At 32.5% G+C, this 19,540-nt stretch carries 18 protein-coding genes; 1 reads left to right on the forward strand and 17 read right to left on the reverse strand.

Annotated features, from left to right (window positions below; genetic code table 11):
- Positions 1-495: 495 nt before the first annotated feature.
- The 12 genes from KA900_RS03335 to gmk form a co-directional block, all read right to left on the reverse strand.
- Positions 496-1,185: a GNAT family N-acetyltransferase gene (locus KA900_RS03335; protein ID WP_107644156.1), complete on the reverse strand. Its 690-nt coding sequence runs from the start codon at positions 1,183-1,185 to the stop codon at positions 496-498.
- 529 nt (positions 1,186-1,714) lie between these two features.
- On the reverse strand, positions 1,715-2,989 hold the full coding sequence (locus tag KA900_RS03340; RefSeq protein WP_096810192.1) for an amidohydrolase: 1,275 nt from the start codon (positions 2,987-2,989) through the stop codon (positions 1,715-1,717).
- 12 nt (positions 2,990-3,001) lie between these two features.
- Positions 3,002-4,516 carry an AbgT family transporter gene (locus tag KA900_RS03345; RefSeq protein WP_096810193.1) on the reverse strand — a complete coding sequence of 505 codons (1,515 nt, stop codon included), beginning with the start codon at positions 4,514-4,516 and terminating at the stop codon, positions 3,002-3,004.
- 62 nt (positions 4,517-4,578) lie between these two features.
- Positions 4,579-6,021, reverse strand: a complete 1,443-nt coding sequence (locus tag KA900_RS03350; RefSeq protein WP_115342217.1) for a M20 family metallopeptidase — start codon at positions 6,019-6,021, stop codon at positions 4,579-4,581.
- 427 nt (positions 6,022-6,448) lie between these two features.
- Positions 6,449-6,646 carry a hypothetical protein gene (locus tag KA900_RS03355; RefSeq protein WP_096810197.1) on the reverse strand — a complete coding sequence of 66 codons (198 nt, stop codon included), beginning with the start codon at positions 6,644-6,646 and terminating at the stop codon, positions 6,449-6,451.
- A gap of 270 nt (positions 6,647-6,916) precedes the next feature.
- Positions 6,917-7,387 (reverse strand): GNAT family N-acetyltransferase, encoded by a 471-nt coding sequence (locus KA900_RS03360; RefSeq protein ID WP_096810200.1) that lies wholly within the window; start codon positions 7,385-7,387, stop codon positions 6,917-6,919.
- 310 nt (positions 7,388-7,697) lie between these two features.
- Complete coding sequence (locus KA900_RS03365) at positions 7,698-7,889, reverse strand: hypothetical protein (protein WP_210139302.1); 192 nt, start codon at positions 7,887-7,889, stop codon at positions 7,698-7,700.
- Positions 7,890-8,006: 117 nt separating this feature from the next.
- Positions 8,007-8,189: a CsbD family protein gene (locus tag KA900_RS03370; RefSeq protein ID WP_096810203.1), complete on the reverse strand. Its 183-nt coding sequence runs from the start codon at positions 8,187-8,189 to the stop codon at positions 8,007-8,009.
- 372 nt (positions 8,190-8,561) lie between these two features.
- Positions 8,562-10,970: a primosomal protein N' gene (priA, locus tag KA900_RS03375; RefSeq protein WP_115342218.1), complete on the reverse strand. Its 2,409-nt coding sequence runs from the start codon at positions 10,968-10,970 to the stop codon at positions 8,562-8,564.
- Between the two features lies 1 nt (position 10,971).
- Positions 10,972-12,174: a bifunctional phosphopantothenoylcysteine decarboxylase/phosphopantothenate--cysteine ligase CoaBC gene (gene coaBC / locus KA900_RS03380; protein ID WP_115342219.1), complete on the reverse strand. Its 1,203-nt coding sequence runs from the start codon at positions 12,172-12,174 to the stop codon at positions 10,972-10,974.
- 386 nt (positions 12,175-12,560) lie between these two features.
- The gene (gene rpoZ, locus KA900_RS03385) at positions 12,561-12,761 is read right to left on the reverse strand and encodes a DNA-directed RNA polymerase subunit omega (protein ID WP_096810311.1); all 201 of its coding nucleotides are present in this window, start codon (positions 12,759-12,761) and stop codon (positions 12,561-12,563) included.
- Entirely contained in the window at positions 12,761-13,384 is a 624-nt protein-coding gene (gmk, locus tag KA900_RS03390; RefSeq protein WP_096810313.1) for a guanylate kinase, read from the reverse strand. The genes rpoZ and gmk overlap by 1 nt, the downstream gene beginning before the upstream one ends.
- Before the next feature lie 159 nt (positions 13,385-13,543).
- Between gmk and KA900_RS03395 the strand changes: the two genes are divergently transcribed.
- Positions 13,544-15,244 (forward strand): Rqc2 family fibronectin-binding protein, encoded by a 1,701-nt coding sequence (locus tag KA900_RS03395; protein WP_119488210.1) that lies wholly within the window; start codon positions 13,544-13,546, stop codon positions 15,242-15,244.
- 542 nt (positions 15,245-15,786) lie between these two features.
- Here the strand turns inward: KA900_RS03395 and KA900_RS03400 are convergent.
- The 5 genes from KA900_RS03400 to pyrF form a co-directional block, all read right to left on the reverse strand.
- Positions 15,787-16,194 (reverse strand): VOC family protein, encoded by a 408-nt coding sequence (locus KA900_RS03400; protein ID WP_096810316.1) that lies wholly within the window; start codon positions 16,192-16,194, stop codon positions 15,787-15,789.
- A 121-nt stretch (positions 16,195-16,315) separates the two neighbouring features.
- Positions 16,316-17,170, reverse strand: coding sequence for a YitT family protein (locus tag KA900_RS03405; RefSeq protein ID WP_096810317.1), 855 nt, complete (start codon positions 17,168-17,170; stop codon positions 16,316-16,318).
- A gap of 812 nt (positions 17,171-17,982) precedes the next feature.
- A complete protein-coding gene (locus tag KA900_RS03410) occupies positions 17,983-18,168 on the reverse strand; it encodes a hypothetical protein (protein WP_096810318.1) in 186 nt (61 codons plus the stop codon).
- A 22-nt stretch (positions 18,169-18,190) separates the two neighbouring features.
- The gene (pyrE, locus tag KA900_RS03415; RefSeq protein WP_103372934.1) at positions 18,191-18,802 is read right to left on the reverse strand and encodes an orotate phosphoribosyltransferase; all 612 of its coding nucleotides are present in this window, start codon (positions 18,800-18,802) and stop codon (positions 18,191-18,193) included.
- Positions 18,795-19,499 carry an orotidine-5'-phosphate decarboxylase gene (gene pyrF, locus KA900_RS03420; RefSeq protein WP_210139303.1) on the reverse strand — a complete coding sequence of 235 codons (705 nt, stop codon included), beginning with the start codon at positions 19,497-19,499 and terminating at the stop codon, positions 18,795-18,797. Before pyrF ends, pyrE begins: the two co-directional genes overlap by 8 nt.
- Positions 19,500-19,540: the final 41 nt, after the last annotated feature.

Raw genomic sequence — 19,540 nt, forward strand, 5'->3', positions numbered from 1 at the left:
GTATAAAACCCTGGGACTTAAATATCCATCCTCAAAATAAAGGACTCATCTGTATTAAAATGGAGGAGTCCTTTTTATATAAAAATCTGACGATTTTAACCGTGCATGCATACCTGGGCGTGGTTCGTGCCTGTAGTCTCTCACTCATACTATTCCCCAAGCGTGAGCACGTTGAAAATCGTTACAAAATATGTGTTTTAGCACAAAAAAATAAGGCCCTTTCGTATAATTTAATAAACACTACTAAACTAAATCAACGAGGTGCCTTATGTATAAAGATTATAATATGCCTCAACTTACACTACCAATGGCATTTTTCATAAACGATAGCATTGAAATCATGTGGCTTTCGCAAAATCTGCCTCTTTCTTATAAAACGATTAATCGTTTTCGAATTCAGAGCTGAGACGTTATTTACGTTTCATTCTCTTTTTAACACTATAAAAATAACCGTAGGCGTTTTACACAAAACAAGCCCTCGGTTAATTAAATGGATCATAGTGATAATTTATTAATTTGTATGCCAAACTCGTCATAGTTAAATGGATCCAACCAATTTTCAAATTTCATTCTATACTCGGACCATTCACTCGCTAACATGGAAAGCCAACACGTATCCCTACTTCGCTTTTTATAAATAGTATGGTTTCTAAATATCCCTTCATATTTAAAGCCAAGCCGTTTTGCCGCTTTAATAGAAGCTTCATTCAGCGCATCACATTTCCATTCGTATCTTCTATAACCTAAAGTGCCAAAAATATAATTTGCTAACAAATAATGTACTTCTGTCGCAACGCACGTTTGCTTCATTTTATTAGCATAATGTATATGGCCAACTTCAATAGAAGCATTTTTCTCGTTAATTCTAAGTAGAGATAACATACCAACTACATCTTGGTCACTACGATTAATGATAGCAAGAAAATACGGATCTTTCGTTTGTATTTTAGCATGAATATAAGATTCAAAAGCCTCATAGTTTTGGGGTTGTTCATCAGGTAAATAGGTCCAATTAGGTGCATCTTCGTTTGCCTTAAAGTGATGATATAACCGTTTAATATGGTGTGAAGATAACTTTTCTAATCTACAATATTTCCCTTCTAATACATCAATTGTCGGTGCTTTTGGTAATTCAAACTCTTTTAAATCTTCTCCAATAGGTTGATTAAATTCATTAACTCTCATTTTTATACACCCCACTAAGCATATTTAAATTATTAAAAGTATAACATTTATGAGGAGCAGTAGGATTATAAAATATTAAAGGCAATCGCGATTACTAAAATGAAATATTTTAAGATAATAAACATAAAAAGTTATAATAACTTCAAAGTCATAAAGGGCGCCGCTTATAATACATCTGACTACCGCTATAAACTCATATTAAAAAGGTTTTATTACGTTCATTATTCTATATTAGACAAAATCGATTTCAATAAACCAGGAAATTGTTGTTCTAATTCTTTAGATTGAAGCTGACTTAATCGCTTTGTTCCTTTTATAAATAAGTGGTATACAGACTGATGCATTACACATTGAAGCTGAGACATTATATTTTGGGCTCAACTCCTTTCTGATTCAACTATTTATCATGATACGTTAATAAGTTACATCTTACTTATTAACAGCATTAGCTATTTCACTATGCATTAAACATTTCATTCTCTTTTAAATCCAAAACAATACCCTAATTTCTTGATATATTTACGATTTTTCACCCATTAAAATGCTTTGCTATTGTATATAAAACATCAATACCATTAAAAATATCTTGTTCGACAATATCAAATTGAGGGTGGTGGTGGTTGAATTGATGATCTGAACCTACATTTAAATAAAGTCCTTCGTTTCCTAGCTCTTGCACTCTTTCAATAAAATAAGTTGCATCTTCGCTGCCGGAAGGGGTGGTTTCATCTTTAGTAATATTCAACTCACTCATTACATTTGAAATTAATTGATATACCGTTTCTTTTAATTTTTTTGAAGGTAGAATACTTGGCGCTTCCCCCACTTTATTTTGAACGATGTTAACGTTAAACATATTTTCAATACCTTTAATGATATCGGTCACACGGTCGTTCATAAATTGGTTAACTTCGTTATTCATACCTCTTACTTCAATTTCAAGTTTCACTTCATCCGCAATAATATTTCTACTCGAACCCCCATTAATTTTACCCACATTAATTCGAGAGTCACCTTTTTCATGTCTTTGAATCGCATATAATTGTTGAATAAGTGTTGCTGCTGCCAATATCGAATTGCTACCATCTTGTGGGTTAGCACCTGCATGACTTGATTCACCATATATAAATAAATCATATTTCGTCGAAGCCATAAATCCTTCTATTGATGTAATGATCTCATTGGATTTTCCATTTAGACCAATGTGCGTCGCAAAAAAGTGATCAACATCATCTACAACGCCTTTTTTTACCATAGAAAGGGCCCCACGCACACCTTCTTCAGCAGGTTGAAATATAAGTTTAATACGGCCCTTGTTTAAATGATTCAAATTTATTAATTGCGCTAAACCAATACCCATGGTCATATGAGCATCATGGCCACAAGCATGCATAAACCCTTCATGCTTTGAAATAAAATTTGCTTTATATGGCTGATGATGATTAGAATCACTTTCTTTAATGGGGAGAGCATCGATATCAAACCGGAATGCCAGCGTTGGTCCTGGTTCTTCAAATTCTTTTGTCGCAACAATACCAGTTAAACCATCTTTAAATTTTTCAATTGTAAAATGATTTTGTTCTAAAAACGCAATGTGTTCATTCAATACGGTGTCATTTGGTCTTCCCATCATATATTGAGTATCCATCACTGCTTCACCTATCTCCAAATCAAAATTTAATGATTTTAATATATGATATAATTCATTTGCTGTATTGATTTCCAAAAAACCTGGTTCAGGCAAAGCGTGTAATTTCCTTCTTAATTGACTTAAATATAATCTTTGATGATCGTCTAATAACATTCAATCACTCCTTTATTTCAATTCTCTTGTAACGCCGGGCCCTACTGGTAAACCAGTTATATAGAAAAACGCGACTAAAACAATCCATGTGGTTAAAAATGATACAGTGTAAGGTATCATTAATGATATTAATGTACCAACACCTGCTTTTTTATCATATTTATTTAAAAACGATAATATGACAACAAAATAAGGATTTAGCGGTGTGACAGTCGCAATAGAAGAATCAGCCACTCTATACGCTACTTGCGTGAAACCGGGATGTATACCAAGCTGCATAAACATCGGAACAAAAACTGGCGCTTCTAATGCCCACTTTGCTGAGCCAGAAGTGATTAAAAAACCAAGAAAAGCAGTAAATATAATATACATAATAATTAATGGAAATCCCGTTAAATTAATACTTTTTAGAAACTCTGCACCATTAACAGCAATCCAAGTAGCCATATTAGACCATTGGAAAAAGCTAATAAATTGAGCTGCAGCAAATGCTAAAACAATATAACCCGATAAGTCTCGAACAGCATCTGTCATATATTTACCAATATCATGTGTAGTATTAATTTTTCTATCAACAATACCAAAGGTAATACCTAATATTAAAAACAGGACTAAAATAATGGGGACGATACCATCTATAAATGGCGAATTTATGATTGAACCATCGTCGCCCCGAAGCGGGCTGTTGGGTATAAATAATGTAATAATGATTGCTAATATATAAATTGAAGCAGCAATCAATGCACTAATCAACGCTTTTTTAGCAGTTGGAGATGATTCATCTACTTCCAAATCTTCGACTTTTTTATTATATTTACCTAACCGTGGTTCAATGATTTTAGTCGTTACCAAGCCACCGACAACCGTGAGCGCAAACGTAGATACAATGTTAAAATACCAATTTGATACTGGTGAAACACTCATACTTGCGTCAATAATCGATGCCGCTTCTGTACTAATACCTGATAATAGCGCATCTGTTCCTACCACTAATAAATTTGCAGTAAAACCCGCTCCTGCTGCGCCAAATCCAGCTGCAAGCCCTGCAATTGGATGTCTACCAAGTTTATAAAATACAATTGCAGCTAATGGAGGGACTAAAATCATTGCTGCATCTGATGCAATATTTCCCATAATTCCAACAAATACGACAACATATGTCACTAATGAAGAAGGAGCTTTTGTAATTGTTTTCCTAATTACGTATTCTAATAGTCCTACCTTTTCTGCTAAGCCTACGCCTAACATCATAGCGATAACAATTCCTAAAGGTGCAAATCCAGTGAAGTTTGTTATTGTATTTTTCAACATGTATTGTAAACCATCGCCTGAAAATAAATTTTTAACTTCTAACGTTTTTTCACTACCTGGTGGTTTCACAGTTGCACCGAACATATTAAAAATAAAGGATAGTATAACTACTATGACTGCTAAATATATGAATAGAAAAAATGGATGCGGTAATTTATTTCCTAAATATTCTACTTTATTTAAAAATTTACTTTGCTTTTTCACTTTCTCTGCCATTCAAATTTCCCCTTTGTTTGTCAGAATATTCTGAAATATATCACTATATTTCAATGATTAAACTATAACGTCGACGGTTGGACGTGATCTGGTATAGGATTTTTATAAGGATGTTTTTCTAATTTTTCCTTATGTTCTTTTTGAATAGATTTTAAAAGATTTTCATCTTTTAAAATATGCAAAGCCGTATTAGCCATAATCCTTGCAGCCCGAAACATCCCTTTAAATGCATAGGTAGATGTCCCTTGCGAAACCATTTGCCAAGTATGTAATGGTGTTCCCATTGCTTCAGTAGTACATGTACATTGAGCTGTTGGTACGACCCAACTCACGTCCGCTACATCAGTAGAGCCCATCATCGGTTTATCAGAAATAACGTAATCGTTAACGATACGACTTAGTCTTTGGTGGTCTAATTTATTACTGTCGCTTATAACCCCGAAACTTTGCAACATATTTTGCGCATTATCTTTTTCTGCTTGTGTTAAAGATTGCCAAATGTTTTCAGCAAAATTTAATTCATTTTCAGAATATACAATTTCTGATTCTTCTTCTTTTAAATAGTGGTACATAATTTCTTCCATTTTTCTATTAGGAGAATAATCAGAACATGCTTTATCAATTTCTATTTCACACTCAGTACCTGTCATTAAGGCTGCACCTTGAGCAATATTTTTCACTCTTTCTAACAATTCATTGGCCCCTTTTAAATTTTCAGCACGAATCAAATATAAAACTTCAGCGTTAGCTTGAACTACATTAGGCGAAATGCCACCTGTATTTGTCACAGCATAGTGTATACGATTAGTATCAGGCATATGCTCTCTTAAATAATTCACACCAACATTCATTAATTCAACAGCATCTAACGCGCTTCTTCCCAATTCTGGTGAATTTGCTGCATGTGAACTGATACCTTTAAATCGAAAATAAATTTGAAAATTAGCTAGTGATTTGTTGCTCATGATGGCATTGGCTGGTGAAGGGTGCCAGCAAAAAGCATAATCTAATGAATCAAATACACCTTCTCTAGACATAAATGTTTTACCAGAGCCGCCTTCTTCACCCGGACAACCATAATAAATGACAGTACCTGGCAAGTTATGCGACTTTAGGTACGCTTTGGTTGCAATAGCGGCCCCTAATGAACCTACACCGAGTAAATTATGACCACAGCCATGACCGTTGATTTGTCCATCAATAGATTGTTCTTCATCAATAAGCGGTTTTTGACTTAAACCCGATAAAGCGTCAAACTCACCTAAAAAACCAATAACTGGTTTTCCATTACCATATTCTCCTTTAAAAGCAGTTTGAATGCCACCTAAATTTTGTTCAATTGCAAACCCTTCTGCTTCAAGAACCTCTAACAATTTCCCTGAAGATAAATACTCCTCAAACCGAGTTTCTGGATGTGACCATATGTATTCACTAGTTTTTGTTAACGTTGATTCTTTTTCTAAAATAATATTATTAACAAACTTTTGATGATTTGTATTATTCATAAAACCACTCCCTTTTATAAATTAATAATATGTTATCATTATAATTTATAAATAGAAAGCGTTTTCAAATACGATTTATGTCATTATCATATAGTTTAACTAAAAATAAGGGGGGATAAAAATGAAAATACATAACAACGCTTGCTTCTCACTTTGTATTTCTTAACCTCAATCTACTTTAAAATCTATTATAATAACGTAAGTTGCTCCAATTAAAAAATGAAAAAGACGAGACAGAAATCAGTTTTTGTTAAAAGATTTCGCCATCTCGTCTACGTATTGTTGGCTAGAAATAAATGGTTTTGTTATAAATACACACTATGTCATTCGTCAACGCTCAATGTTATATATAAGTCTGGAAAACGGTTGATATACCTCAGACTATTTTACATACCTTTAAAAATTAGAGGGGACTTGAATTTGATGCTTAACCAAGTAAGTCTTCTGATGTTGTATTAAAAAATTCTGTTAAAATTTTAACATCATGTTCTGATAACTTGGCTTGCTTGCTTTCTACACGTGCGATTAATTCAGTGCTTAAACCAGTGTTATAAATAGATGTTAAGCGATTCACTAATTCATCTACGCTTAAACCAATTGCTTCTCTATTACTTATTAAACTCATATCAAGACCTCCAACCCGTTTGTATTCACACTGTAAAATGATGATTCATTATGCTTTTATAATCATATGGAACCACATTACATATACGATTATCTATGCTGCCATTTTATATTGAGCTCCTTAGTATTCAATATAACTGTATTATCTATTAAAAGCAAACACAAATTAATTCCATAATTGAAATATTTTATATTTTTATAAAAACGGTGTAAATACTTTTTGTTATAAGTTGTAATAAGTCATTTTTGTAATCATAATCAAAAATGGATTTTAAAATTGATTTACTTCACTATTTTCTAATTCAATTGTCATTGAAGATGCGTTTTTAATAAAACCGATTTTTGAATATAATGGCGCTGCTTGGCTAGAAGCTTTTAAATTTACTACACTTATATTTTCTTCTTTACATTTCGTAAGCAATTGATCTAGTACATGTTTCCCTAAACCTAATCCTCTATATGATTTAATCGTGTATACATTAGTAATGTATCCCTCAACACCAGTATAATTATCATAAGCTGGTGGGATTTGTTGAAATACAACTGCTCCTGTTGATACAATTTGTTCATTCTCTATTAAAAAAACTTGGTAAATATTATTTTGCTCAAAAACATTTTCAAAATATGCTCTCATATTATCATCAATATTTTCAGTTGCTGGCATACCTTGATCTAGTAATTGTTCTTTTCTTAATTTAATAATTGTTTCTATGTCTTTTTGATTTGCAATACTCATCTCCATATCTATTACTCCTTTATAAAAAAATATGAGCAAATAAATTTACTACATATAAAAGCTATATTCAACCATTAAATTTCAAGTTTAATAAATAAAAGAATGGAGTAATCAACCAAATTAAAATTTTGTATTAAAACAAACTTAATTTAAAATAGCCATATGCTTTATAAATATATATTTATAAAGCCATTTAATATTTCACAAGCAGGGGTTTTAAGCATAGGGCAAACCTTTTATTTTATCTCAATGAACCTAAATCATAGATAGGGTAAAGCATTTAGACATATCTAAATTAAAATTTTATCTTAAACGTTCAATAGAAGGGTGTTGTATTACTTGCTTTTTGAATATCTTTCGTATAAAAATATTGCTTACCTTTACCAGTGAAGGCAGGCATTAATATCAAATTCGCTTTTGCGTTGTATAACCATTCTGGGTTGACACCAGAATTTAAAATTTCTTGAAATTCTTGAAATTCTTTATTCCAATCCAAATTTACTTTCATTATATCACCTCGATTCCCATCACGGAACACTTGTTCTATTTTTAAAATTTAAAAAACAGAGCAAACGCTAAAATATTTACTCTGTTTATGACATATACATATTAAAATTTTCACAAATTATTTTTTAACTTTATCGACTAAATCGTTAAATTTATCTTTGGCGTTTTCTGCCGCTTCTTTCACTTTACCAGAAGTTTTATCTTCTTTACCTTCTTGTTCTAATTTTTCATTACCAACTACATTACCTGCTGTTTCTTTAAGGTTGCCTTTAACTTGTTCAAATTTACTTTCATCTGCCATGTTTCATTACCTCCTAAAAAATAATTTTGTAAACAAGATTAATTAAAATCTACCACATAAATATATAATCTAAACATAAAACAATCCAATTTCACACAATTGACAAAATTCATAAAATAAATGTACGCATATTATATTGAGTTCGTCTATACTTCGTTTCAGTTTTTATATACATATTTATATCCTTAACATTATCTTTTACTTCTTTAAAAAAGGGTTAGTTATCATATTATTATCAAATGGACAAACTGCTAACTAAGAAGTAAAAGCATAGTTAGTAAAACAGTCTATCCTTTTGTTTACCCTTAATTAAATTTTAACAACCTTAGAAACCCTTGAAAATACTGTGATTGAACTGCTTACACCGCTAAATCACATCATCATTTGAGGGTTGATATCTATCTTAAGTGATAATTTATCTTTTAAATATTGATCATGATAATAGTCATCTAAATATGTTAATGCTTCATGTAAAGCAGGTTCGCTTTTATATTTAATTAGTATTTGGAAACGATATTCATTGTTAATCCGCGATAGTGCCGCCGGAGATGGACCTAATACTAACGCTTTATCTGTTAAATGTTGTAACAGAATTTTATGGATGTGCTTAGATGCTTCCATAACTTTCTTCATATCTTTGTGGGCAATCGTAAAATTAATTAAAAAGAAGTATGGCGGATACTTACCTAATTTTCTGTAATTCATCTCTTTTTCAAAAAATGATGTGTAGTCGTTATCTTGAACATCTTTGATTGCATAATGCTCTGGGTTGTAAGTTTGAATGATGACTTCACCTTCTTTTTCATGACGACCCGCACGCCCTGAAACTTGTGTTAATAATTGATACGTACGTTCACTTGCTCTGAAATCTGGCAAGTTTAACATAGTATCTGCGTTTAACACTCCGACTAATGTAATATTAGGAAAATCCAATCCTTTAGCAATCATTTGTGTGCCTAATAAAATATCGCCTTTACCTGAACCAAAGTCATCTAACAATCGTTCATGCGCCCCTTTTCTAGAAGTCGTATCCACATCCATACGAATAATCTTGGCTGTTTCAAAATTTTCTTGTAACAACTCTTCCACTCTTTGCGTCCCAGTACCGACTTGTCTAATATGTTCACTTTCACAGTTTGGACATTTATTAGGTGGAACTTCTTGATGACCACAATAATGACATTTTAATTGGTCAGTCGATTTATGGTAAGTTAACGAAATATCACAATTAGGACATTGAGGGACATGACCACAATCACGACACAGCATAAATGAAGCATAGCCACGTCTATTTAAAAATAAAACAACTTGTTCTTTTTTATCTAATCTATCTTGAATCGCACTACGCAACCCTTCTGAGAACATAGAACGATTGCCTGAAGTGAGCTCTGCTCTCATATCTACAATTTTAACTTCTGGTAAGGCTTGTTGATTCACTCTATTTGGTAACGATAAAAGTTCATAAACACCTTTATCTGCACGAGCAAATGATTCTAAACTAGGCGTCGCACTACCTAAAATTAATGGACACTGATGATATTGACTTCGCCATTGCGCGATGTCTCTAGCATGATACCTTGGATAATCCTCTTGTTTATATGAAGATTCGTGCTCTTCGTCAATGATAATCATGCCTAAATCTTTAAATGGTGCAAATACACTTGAACGCGCGCCAACGCTCACGCTTGCTTTACCATCTCTAATTTTTTGCCATTCATCATAACGTTCACCCTTGGATAAACCTGAATGTAAAACAGCTACTTCATCACCGAATCTACGTTTAAATCTTAATACCATTTGTGGTGTGAGTGCAATTTCAGGTACTAACATCATTGCTTGCCTACCTTGCTTTAGTACGGTTTCGATTGTTTGTAAATAGACTTCTGTCTTTCCAGAACCAGTCACGCCATGTAATAAAAATGTCCGTTGTTCTTTTTTGTTAATTGTATCTATGATTGTTTCATACGCTTGTTGTTGTTCATTAGTCAGTGATTGTTTCTCATCTTGCTCAAACACACGTGTCGCAAAGGGATCGCGTTCTATAGTAGTGTCATATTTTTCAATAAAGCCTTTCCGTGATAACGTATCTATACTCGACTTTGAAAAGCCCATTTCTTCTAATTGTTTTAATAACACGACATGGTGATTTTCATCCATTAAATAGGCATATAGCTCATATTGTTTTTTAGACTTTTCTAAAGAACCTAATACCATATCGTAATCGAAACCTTCAACAATACGCACAGCACGTTGTTTCTTTTTATTTAAAGATTGAGATAATAGTGTTTTTTCAGTAATTGCTCCTTGCTTTAAAAATGGCGCAATAGTTGTTAGATCTTCATTTTTTTGAGCTTCTTTATATGCATAATGACCTTCAGCATTGAATCGTTGCAACAATGTATTGGGTATATCTGTAGCGTCTTTAATAGCAAATACCTTGGTATATTTAGCTTTGATAGCGCTTGGAAGCATAACCTCTAACATTGAAATTCGTTTTGTAACAAAATACGTATGATACCAGTCTGTCAGTTCAATTAATTCTTTCGTCAATTCTGGTTTGATATCTTGAATTTCTTTAACTTCTTTTAATTTTGATATGTCCATACTCGCATCTGATTGATCTGTTATATTCATTACATAGCCTTGAATTGTTCTTGGCCCAAAAGGGACAATCACGCGCATACCAATATCTATCATCGATTGGAATGTTTGTGGAATGATATAATCAAACGTAAAATCAACACTTTTAGAAGGTATATCCACAATTACTTTTGCTATCATTTTATTGCCACCTTGTTTCTAAACTGTCCAATATATGCTCCGCTAATACGACTTTTTTATGTTTACCTAACTCTACCGCCTTGCCGTTTTTATAATACATTGTATAAGCGTTATCATCTGAACTAAACCCAATCGTTCGATCTCCGACATTATTGGCTATGATGACATCGACATTTTTACTTTTTAATTTTTTTTGAGCATATGTTTCAATATTTTGAGTTTCTGCTGCAAAACCAACTAAAAATTGTTTATGCTTATTTTCTCCAAGATATTTTAAAATATCGGGCGTTCTTTTAAATGTTACCGTTAAGTCCCCTGCTTGTTTTTTTAGTTTATGATCTAACATTTCAGCTGGCGCATAATCAGATACTGCTGCAGATTTAAATACAATATCCGTACTATCAAACCGTAATTTAACCGCTTCAAACATTTGTTGAGCGCTTTCTATTGGTATAAGCTCTACATTTTTAGGAGCGTCTAGATGTGTTGGACCGGATATAAGTGTAACTTTAGCGCCTCTTTTTGATAATGATTCTGCTAAAGCATAGCCCATTTTACCTGAAGAACGATTGGATAAATAGCGAACTGGGTCTAATTCTTCAATAGTCGGACCAGCTGTTACTATCGCATGGACGCCCTTAAATTTACTATTTTTTTTATTCGGTAGATCATTATTAAAATATTGGTTTAATCTTTCTAAGATCTGCAATGGTTCTTCCATTCTTCCTTTAGCTACATAACCACAAGCTAAGAAGCCTTCGCCAGGTTCTAAGAAATAATAACCATCAGCACTTAAAGTAGCTAAATTATGTTGTGTTCTTTTATTTTCATACATATGAACATTCATTGCTGGTGCAATAAATTTAGGCGTCTCTGTAGCTAGTATGGTAGATGTCACCATATCATCTGCGATGCCGTTTGCTAATTTTGCTATTGTATTGGCAGTTGCAGGTGCCACGACAATAGCGTCTGCCCAATCTCCTAGAGCCACATGTTGAATTTCCTCAGGGTTTTGTTCTATAAAAGTATTTGTATAAACAGGATTTCTTCCTATAGCTTGAAAAGCTAAAGGCGTTACAAATTCTTGTGCGTGATCTGTTAACATAACTCTGACCTCATAATCAGCTTGTGTTAATTTACTTGTTAAATCTATTGCTTTATATGCAGCGATACCACCAGTTACAGCAAGTAATATATTTTTCATCGTAGTTCTCCTCCAAATAATTTATGTCTTCCCATCACTATCTTAAAATGATTTCGAACAATTAAATATATTCAATCATCAACCTATCTAAATAAATATTTGGTATTAATTTATTATAGCTAGGATAACTAAGCTTTTATCAATATGATTTATAGTTTCTCTAACAAATATATAAATCATTCTATTTAAAGAATGAGGTACTCGTATTGAGTAAAAATATGATTACTGTTTATTATACACAAATTAATATACAAATTAAAAAAGCACACCTCAATGATGTGCTGAACCTTAAAGCCAGATTTTTAGTGAGACTTTAAGATACACATAGTTTACTCGGTGTACTTTTCAAAATTTCAATTTTTTATTGATCATTTGCTTAGAATATTTTATTTTGTTTTTTCAGGATAAACTTCGCCGCCAGCAATTTCTTCTAAGGCTTTGCCTACTGCTTTTTTAGAACTATATCTATTTAGTAATGCACTACTTGGATGTTCGTCTAATTCACGCGCACGTTTTGCAGCTGTAGTTGCAATTAAATATTTTGATGTAATTTTAGATGTTAAATCATTTAATGGTGGATATAACATTATTTTTTTGCCTCCAATATCATTTTTCTATATTTTGCTTCAATACGTTCTCTTTTCAAATGCTCAGCTTCGACAATGGATTGAATACGTTGTTTAGCTAATTCTACTTCGTCATTAACCACAACATAATCATATAAGTTCATCATTTCAACTTCTTTACGTGCTTCGAGTACACGGCTTTGAATTTTTTCATCTGACTCTGTGCCACGCCCTACTAAGCGTTCACGTAAATGGTCTAAACTTGGCGGAGCTAGAAAAATAAATAATGCGTCAGGGAATTTTTTGCGCACTTGTTTGGCACCCTCTACTTCAATTTCTAAAAACACGTCATGCCCTTGATCCATAGTATCCTTTACGTATTGCACCGGCGTCCCATAGTAATTACCCACATATTCTGCATATTCTATAAATTGGTCTTGTTTAATTAATTCTTCAAACTCTGCTTTTGTTTTGAAAAAGTAATCTATACCATCGACTTCGCCTTCACGTATACCACGTGTCGTCATCGAGATAGAATATTTATATGATGTGGTTGGGTCATCAAATATTTTCTTTCTAACTGTCCCTTTACCTACTCCAGAAGGTCCAGAAAGTACAATCAACAAACCTTTCTCATTATCCATGACTTACTACCTCTCTAAGCTATTCTTCTATTATTAGACTATGATACCATAAGGAACGTTTAATTGTATAGCATACGTTCATACAATCTTTGTTCATGACCAAATCATTTCATCATGTTACAATATGTTGAATGATTAAAAATAAGGTGGCTGATAGTAATGGCATACGATGGTTTATTTACACGAAAAATGATAGAATCTCTACAATTTCTCGTTGACGGAAGAATCCACAAAATCAATCAACCAGAAAACGATACGATTATTATTGTAGTGCGTCAAAATCGTCAAAATCATCAACTTCTACTCTCTATCCATCCTAGTTTTGCTAGAATGCATCTCACAAATAAAAAATATGATAATCCTTTTGAACCACCAATGTTTGCACGTGTTTTTCGTAAACATTTAGAAGGTGGTTTTATTAAAGCAATTAGACAAATTGGTAATGATAGACGCGTAGAACTAGATGTTCAGAGTAAAGATGAAATTGGTGATACGATTCACCGTACCATTATTTTAGAAATTATGGGTAAACATAGTAATTTAATTTTAGTAGACGAACAGCGGAAGATTATTGAAGGGTTTAAACACTTAACACCTAATACAAACCAATACCGTACAGTAATGCCTGGTTTCCAATATGATGCTCCGCCGACTCAGAATAAAATGAACCCTTATGATACAACGGGTGCTGAAGTTTTAAAATATATAGATTTTAACAGCGGCAAAATAGCAAAACAATTACTCAATCATTTTGAAGGTTTCAGTCCTTTAATAACGAATGAAATGGTTAATCGCAGACAATTTATGACAACAGAAACCTTACCAGAAGCATTTGATAGTGTGATGGGTGAAACGAAAGAAACACCTACACCTGTTTTTCATAAAAATCATGAGACAGGAAAAGAAGATTTCTATTTTATGAACTTAGAACAGTTTTATGACGATGTTGTAATATATGAATCTTTACATGATTTATTAGACAGATATTATGATGCTAGAGGCGAAAGAGAACGTGTCAAACAACGTGCCAACGACTTGGTTAAATTTGTACAACAACAATTGCATAAGTACCAAAACAAATTAAGCAAATTAATCGATGAGCAAGAAGGCACCAAAGATAAAGAAATGCAACAACTTTTTGGGGAATTAATCACTGCTAATATTTATAGAATCAAACAAGGTGATAAATTTTTAACAACAATCAATTATTATAATGGTGAAGAAGTTACAATTCCATTAGATACAACAAAATCCCCAGCGACAAACGCTCAAAATTATTATAAAAAATACAATAAACTAAAAACAAGAGAACACGAATTGGCACGTCAAATTGATTTAACCAAAGAGAATATCACTTATTTTGAAAATATAGAACAACAACTTACTCATATTTCAGTTGATGATATTGAGGATATAAGAGAAGAACTTGCTGAACAAGGTTATATGAAACAACGTAAACAAAATAAGAAGAAAAAGAAATCGACAATCCAGCTACAAACATATATATCTACAGATGGAGATACTATTCTTGTCGGTAAAAACAATAAGCAAAATGATTATTTAACTAATAAAAAAGCAAGTAAAAACCATCTCTGGTTTCACACTAAAGATATCCCTGGATCTCATGTAGTTATCTTGAACGATAACCCGAGTGAAAACTCGATTAAAGAAGCGGCAATGTTATCCGGTTACTTTTCAAAAGCAGGTAATTCAGGCCAAATACCAGTAGACTATACTCAAATCAGGCACGTTCATAAACCTTCTGGGGCTAAGCCAGGATTTGTTACTTACGACAATCAAAAAACGCTTTACGCGACTCCCGATTACGACCATATTCAAAAAATGAAAATTAAATCATGATAATGAACGTATGGCTAAATTCTATTTTTTATAAAGCGTTATTTAACCTAGTTGATAAAAAGTTGACTACACAAACAAACATTGGGTTTTTTTGAAACCGCTCCTTCACCCCCCTCTGTTATATTTAAGGTTTAACTGTTATTTATATTCATATCTTTCTATAGTGAGTAATTAGTTCTAATGCTTAAAATTAACAACGACAAAAAGAAACCGAGACAAACCTATCTCTGGATAAAAACAAACGTCAATTTCTATCATTTCAATAGAAATTGACGTTTTCTTTACTTTTTTAAACTTTTCCAAGGCCTTAACACATTATTTTCTTTACATTCAGTACATTAGTCAAACCAAGTATTTTGGTTGCAACACATCTGCAGGGATAGCATGTACCTTGAATCTACAGGATCTGGACAGAATAGCGGCAACGGGATAAAGCAATACAAAATATCAATATAATATGAGCCCCTAAAAAATTGCTTAATTTTGAAATTTTTTAGGGGCGCTATCGTGGAATTCACACCTCAACCTCTGTTTACTTTACGTTACTTTTTATCGGGTAATGCAAGTTGAAAATTCACACCGTATTTATCTATAATCCATGTAAATTCTCTAAATGGCGGCATCTCGGTTCTGGGCATTAGAATTGCGCCACCACTTTTTAACTTACTAAATAACCGTTCCATTTCTAATGGGCTATCTACTGTAACGTATAATGACATTGCTGGATTCATATCAATATCAACACCATTCATGTTATCAATTGCCATAAAGACTTGATCTTTTAATCGAAAAATAGCGTGTTGCACTGCCCCAGTCGGTTCCTCATCATTTTCATCATATTTTACCATTGCTAATATTTCGGCATCTTCAAACGCTTCTATATATAAATTAATTGCTTCTTCTGCTTGACCATTAAACATTAGAAACGTCGTTATTTTTGGAACTACCATGTACTTGCCTCCTTAAAACATCTTAATTATAGAATAAAACAAATTCACTCAAAAATCGAACTAATGCAATTTTAAAATTCAATAACATATCAAATTTAAATAACTATAGGTTTACTTTTAATTAAGATAAATTCATAAATCCATTACCTAAAACATCTCTCACATCATGAATAACTAAAAATGCATTTTCATCTTCTTCATTGATTAGTTTTTTAACTCTAGTCACTTGAGATTGTGGCACAACGACGTAGAGCATACTCGTTTCATTTTTACCGTAACCGCCTTTACCTCTTAACAATGTTGACCCTCTACCAGTAAAACGATTGATTTTATCACTGATTATTTCATTTTTACTTGAAATGACAGTAACTGCCTTTTTAGGGTTAAATCCTTCAATGATAAAGGAAGTTGCACGTTCTGTTATAAAAATCATAATAATGGTAAATAATACATTCTCTAATGGTAATACAAATAAAAATGATAAAACGACTAATCCATCTAAGACAAAAATACCTTGTGATGTTTTGATATCAAAATATTTATTCAACATTTTAGCAATTACAGATGTACCACCTATGACACCACCAGCCGCAATGACTAAACCGATGCCTACACCTACTAATACCCCGCCAAACGAAGCATTTATGACAAAATTATCAATACCTGTCTTAAAATTTTCCGTTAAATCTAAAAAGATAGAGATAGCCGTATTCGCAATAAAGGTATAAACAGCTGTTCTAGTACTTAAAAACCGCCATCCGATAATAATAACTAATGTGTTAATAATCAAAGAAGAAATTGCTGGTGAAAAGCCAAAAGCATATTTAAGCGCTAACGCTATACCCACCGTGCCACCGTCACCTAAATTAGATTCTAATATAAACGAATTAACTGCAATCGCACTAATGAAAGCACCAATCAAACAGATAATCACATTTTTAGTATGATCTTTAAATAATTGTTTTGCTAATCTCATATCATTTCCCCTTACATAAAAAATATAAAATAAAGGAAGCAGGTTAGAAATATAAAAATTAAATATCATTTTCCTATACCCACTTCACAAACTCATTTATTTTTTATTATTCGTGTTTATTTCAATCAACCAAGTGATATTGTATTTTAGATTTACTTTCAATAAGACACATTGCACAGCAATTGCATATCATGCTTATAACAACAAATTATTTTACTTTTAAACAATTATAGTTAAAATAAATATAAATAACATTGGAGGTATTTCATGTCTTTTTATATTATTCCGCTTCTTATTGCAGCTTTAGTTTTGATTATCGGTTTTATTATTATAAAAATTATGATTCGTTGATGTATTAACTATAGCATATTGCATTTTTTATTTTTTGAAAACTTTTCAAACGCATCAACCAAAAAAGTTAACAAGGTTTATATATGATTAAAAAAATAATAGAGACGTTTTAATTAAATTTTGATTTCTTTATTGCGCTTGCTTAATTTTGACACTACTGAACCATTTCATTTAAAAATGAGTTAGATTATGTCACCCACAAGTTGCATTTTCCACTCAATTGCACGATACGCTATCATAACCCCTCGTCGAGAATTAATTTCTAGAAGGTATAGTGATTTTAAATGCTTGTTATAAAACTTTTCATTACAGACACCTATATGATGTTTGAGGCCGAGGCATAATTATGCCCCGGCCTCAGTTCTATTTTGAGCATGGGCCATTACTGCCCAGCCTTCCATAGGATAAAAACATATATCGTCATTTCAAGTTTAATTACACGCAATCACAAGGTAATCATACTATTTGATATGACCTTTTTGCTTAATGTTTGATTTTGATTTTTTATAAATATCTGATTCAGTAGTATTTAATAACCCTTTATTTTCATCTTCTGAAGTTGATTGATGTCTATAATCTTCTGATTTTTTAAGAAACTTATTTAAATGCGCAAAATGATTATATGCTACATTTGGGTCTTCTGTCATAACATCCCCTCCATTTAATATATTATGACAAGTTATCTCTCCAATCAACTAATGTACTAATATCATTTTCAGAAATTTCTCCATTTTCCCTAGCTACTTCAATAAGTTCATTATAATCGCTTAAAGTATAAAATGGTATATTGACTTGTTCAAATAAGGTTTCAGCTTTTTTTAAACCATATGTAAAAATCGCCACGACGCCCAATACATTTGCGCCTGCAGCTTTTAAAGCATCCACTGCAGTGATTGAAGATCCACCGGTTGAAATTAGATCTTCTACAACTACCACATTTTTACCGTGACTTATTGCGCCTTCGATTTGATTTTGTTTTCCGTGACTTTTACTTTTTGATCTAACATAGTTCATTGGTAAGTCCATTACTTCAGATACATAAGCTGCATGCGGTATACCAGCTGTTGCTGTACCAGATACAATATCTACATTTTCAAAATGAGACTCAATTAAATCACGCAAACCATCTCTAATATGTCGGCGTACAGTTGGATAACCTAACGTCACTCGATTATCACAATAAATAGGCGATTTAATACCTGAACTCCACGTAAATGGATTGTTAGGAGACAATGATACTGCCTCTATGTCTAATAATGATTTTGCAATTGTTTTAGTCATGTGATTTAAACCAACTTTCTTTAATATTTTGGTAACTCGTCACCGGCGTTTGACTCTTAGTAATTGGACGTCCGACAACAATATGGGTAGAACCTAAGGCACTCGCTTTTTCTGGTGTAGTGATTCTGTGTTGGTCATCTGATGTAGCATTTTCTGGCCTAATGCCTGGTGTGACTTTTAAGAAATCATCTCCTAATTCACGCGTTAACAATTCAGCTTCAAGTGGCGAGCATACAACGCCATCTAGACCCGCTGACTTAGCCAAATTGGCATAATTAAGTACCGCTTCATCTATTGTACTTTGAATATTTTGTTCATTGTTCAACATGGCTTCGGTAGTGGATGTTAATTGTGTGACAGCCACAATTTTCGTATGTTGATTATATTTTCTAATGCCTTCTAAAGCACGTTTCATCATTCCTGAACCACCTGCTGCATGCACATTGACCAAATCAACATCTAATTTACTTAAACCTTCCATTGCTTTACTTACTGTATTGGGAATATCATGTAATTTTAAATCTAGAAAAATGCGATGCCCCCGTTCCTTAATTGATGCTATTAAGGAAGGTCCAGTTTGATAAAATAGTTCCATGCCTACTTTAACGAATAAAGGTTCATCAAATTGATCTAAAAACTGTTCAACCGTTTCTATAGAATCAAAATCTAAAGCAATGATAGGTAAATTATTTTGCATATCTAACGCCTCGCACTTCCTTTTTTTATATCATGTGCCAA

This window comes from Staphylococcus sp. GDY8P120P (assembly GCF_017892065.1).
Taxonomy (GTDB): Bacteria; Bacillota; Bacilli; order Staphylococcales; family Staphylococcaceae; genus Staphylococcus; species Staphylococcus nepalensis.

Bases quoted from the DNA above. Each gene is read 5' to 3' on its own strand.
- gmk (WP_096810313.1), bottom strand. From the start codon at position 13,384: ATGGATAATGAGAAAGGTTTGTTGATTGTACTTTCTGGACCTTCTGGA.
- rpoZ (WP_096810311.1), bottom strand. From the start codon at position 12,761: ATGTTATATCCACCATTAAATGATTTAACATCTAAAATTACATCAAAA.
- KA900_RS03345 (WP_096810193.1), bottom strand. From the start codon at position 4,516: ATGGCAGAGAAAGTGAAAAAGCAAAGTAAATTTTTAAATAAAGTAGAA.
- KA900_RS03410 (WP_096810318.1), bottom strand. From the start codon at position 18,168: ATGACAGAAGACCCAAATGTAGCATATAATCATTTTGCGCATTTAAAT.
- KA900_RS03355 (WP_096810197.1), bottom strand. From the start codon at position 6,646: ATGAGTTTAATAAGTAATAGAGAAGCAATTGGTTTAAGCGTAGATGAA.
- KA900_RS03350 (WP_115342217.1), bottom strand. From the start codon at position 6,021: ATGAATAATACAAATCATCAAAAGTTTGTTAATAATATTATTTTAGAA.
- KA900_RS03365 (WP_210139302.1), bottom strand. From the start codon at position 7,889: ATGAAAGTAAATTTGGATTGGAATAAAGAATTTCAAGAATTTCAAGAA.
- KA900_RS03360 (WP_096810200.1), bottom strand. From the start codon at position 7,387: ATGGAGATGAGTATTGCAAATCAAAAAGACATAGAAACAATTATTAAA.
- KA900_RS03370 (WP_096810203.1), bottom strand. From the start codon at position 8,189: ATGGCAGATGAAAGTAAATTTGAACAAGTTAAAGGCAACCTTAAAGAA.
- pyrE (WP_103372934.1), bottom strand. From the start codon at position 18,802: ATGACTAAAACAATTGCAAAATCATTATTAGACATAGAGGCAGTATCA.
- pyrF (WP_210139303.1), bottom strand. From the start codon at position 19,499: ATGCAAAATAATTTACCTATCATTGCTTTAGATTTTGATTCTATAGAA.
- KA900_RS03335 (WP_107644156.1), bottom strand. From the start codon at position 1,185: ATGAGAGTTAATGAATTTAATCAACCTATTGGAGAAGATTTAAAAGAG.
- priA (WP_115342218.1), bottom strand. From the start codon at position 10,970: ATGATAGCAAAAGTAATTGTGGATATACCTTCTAAAAGTGTTGATTTT.
- KA900_RS03405 (WP_096810317.1), bottom strand. From the start codon at position 17,170: ATGAGATTAGCAAAACAATTATTTAAAGATCATACTAAAAATGTGATT.
- KA900_RS03340 (WP_096810192.1), bottom strand. From the start codon at position 2,989: ATGTTATTAGACGATCATCAAAGATTATATTTAAGTCAATTAAGAAGG.
- KA900_RS03400 (WP_096810316.1), bottom strand. From the start codon at position 16,194: ATGGTAGTTCCAAAAATAACGACGTTTCTAATGTTTAATGGTCAAGCA.
- KA900_RS03395 (WP_119488210.1), top strand. From the start codon at position 13,544: ATGGCATACGATGGTTTATTTACACGAAAAATGATAGAATCTCTACAA.
- coaBC (WP_115342219.1), bottom strand. From the start codon at position 12,174: ATGAAAAATATATTACTTGCTGTAACTGGTGGTATCGCTGCATATAAA.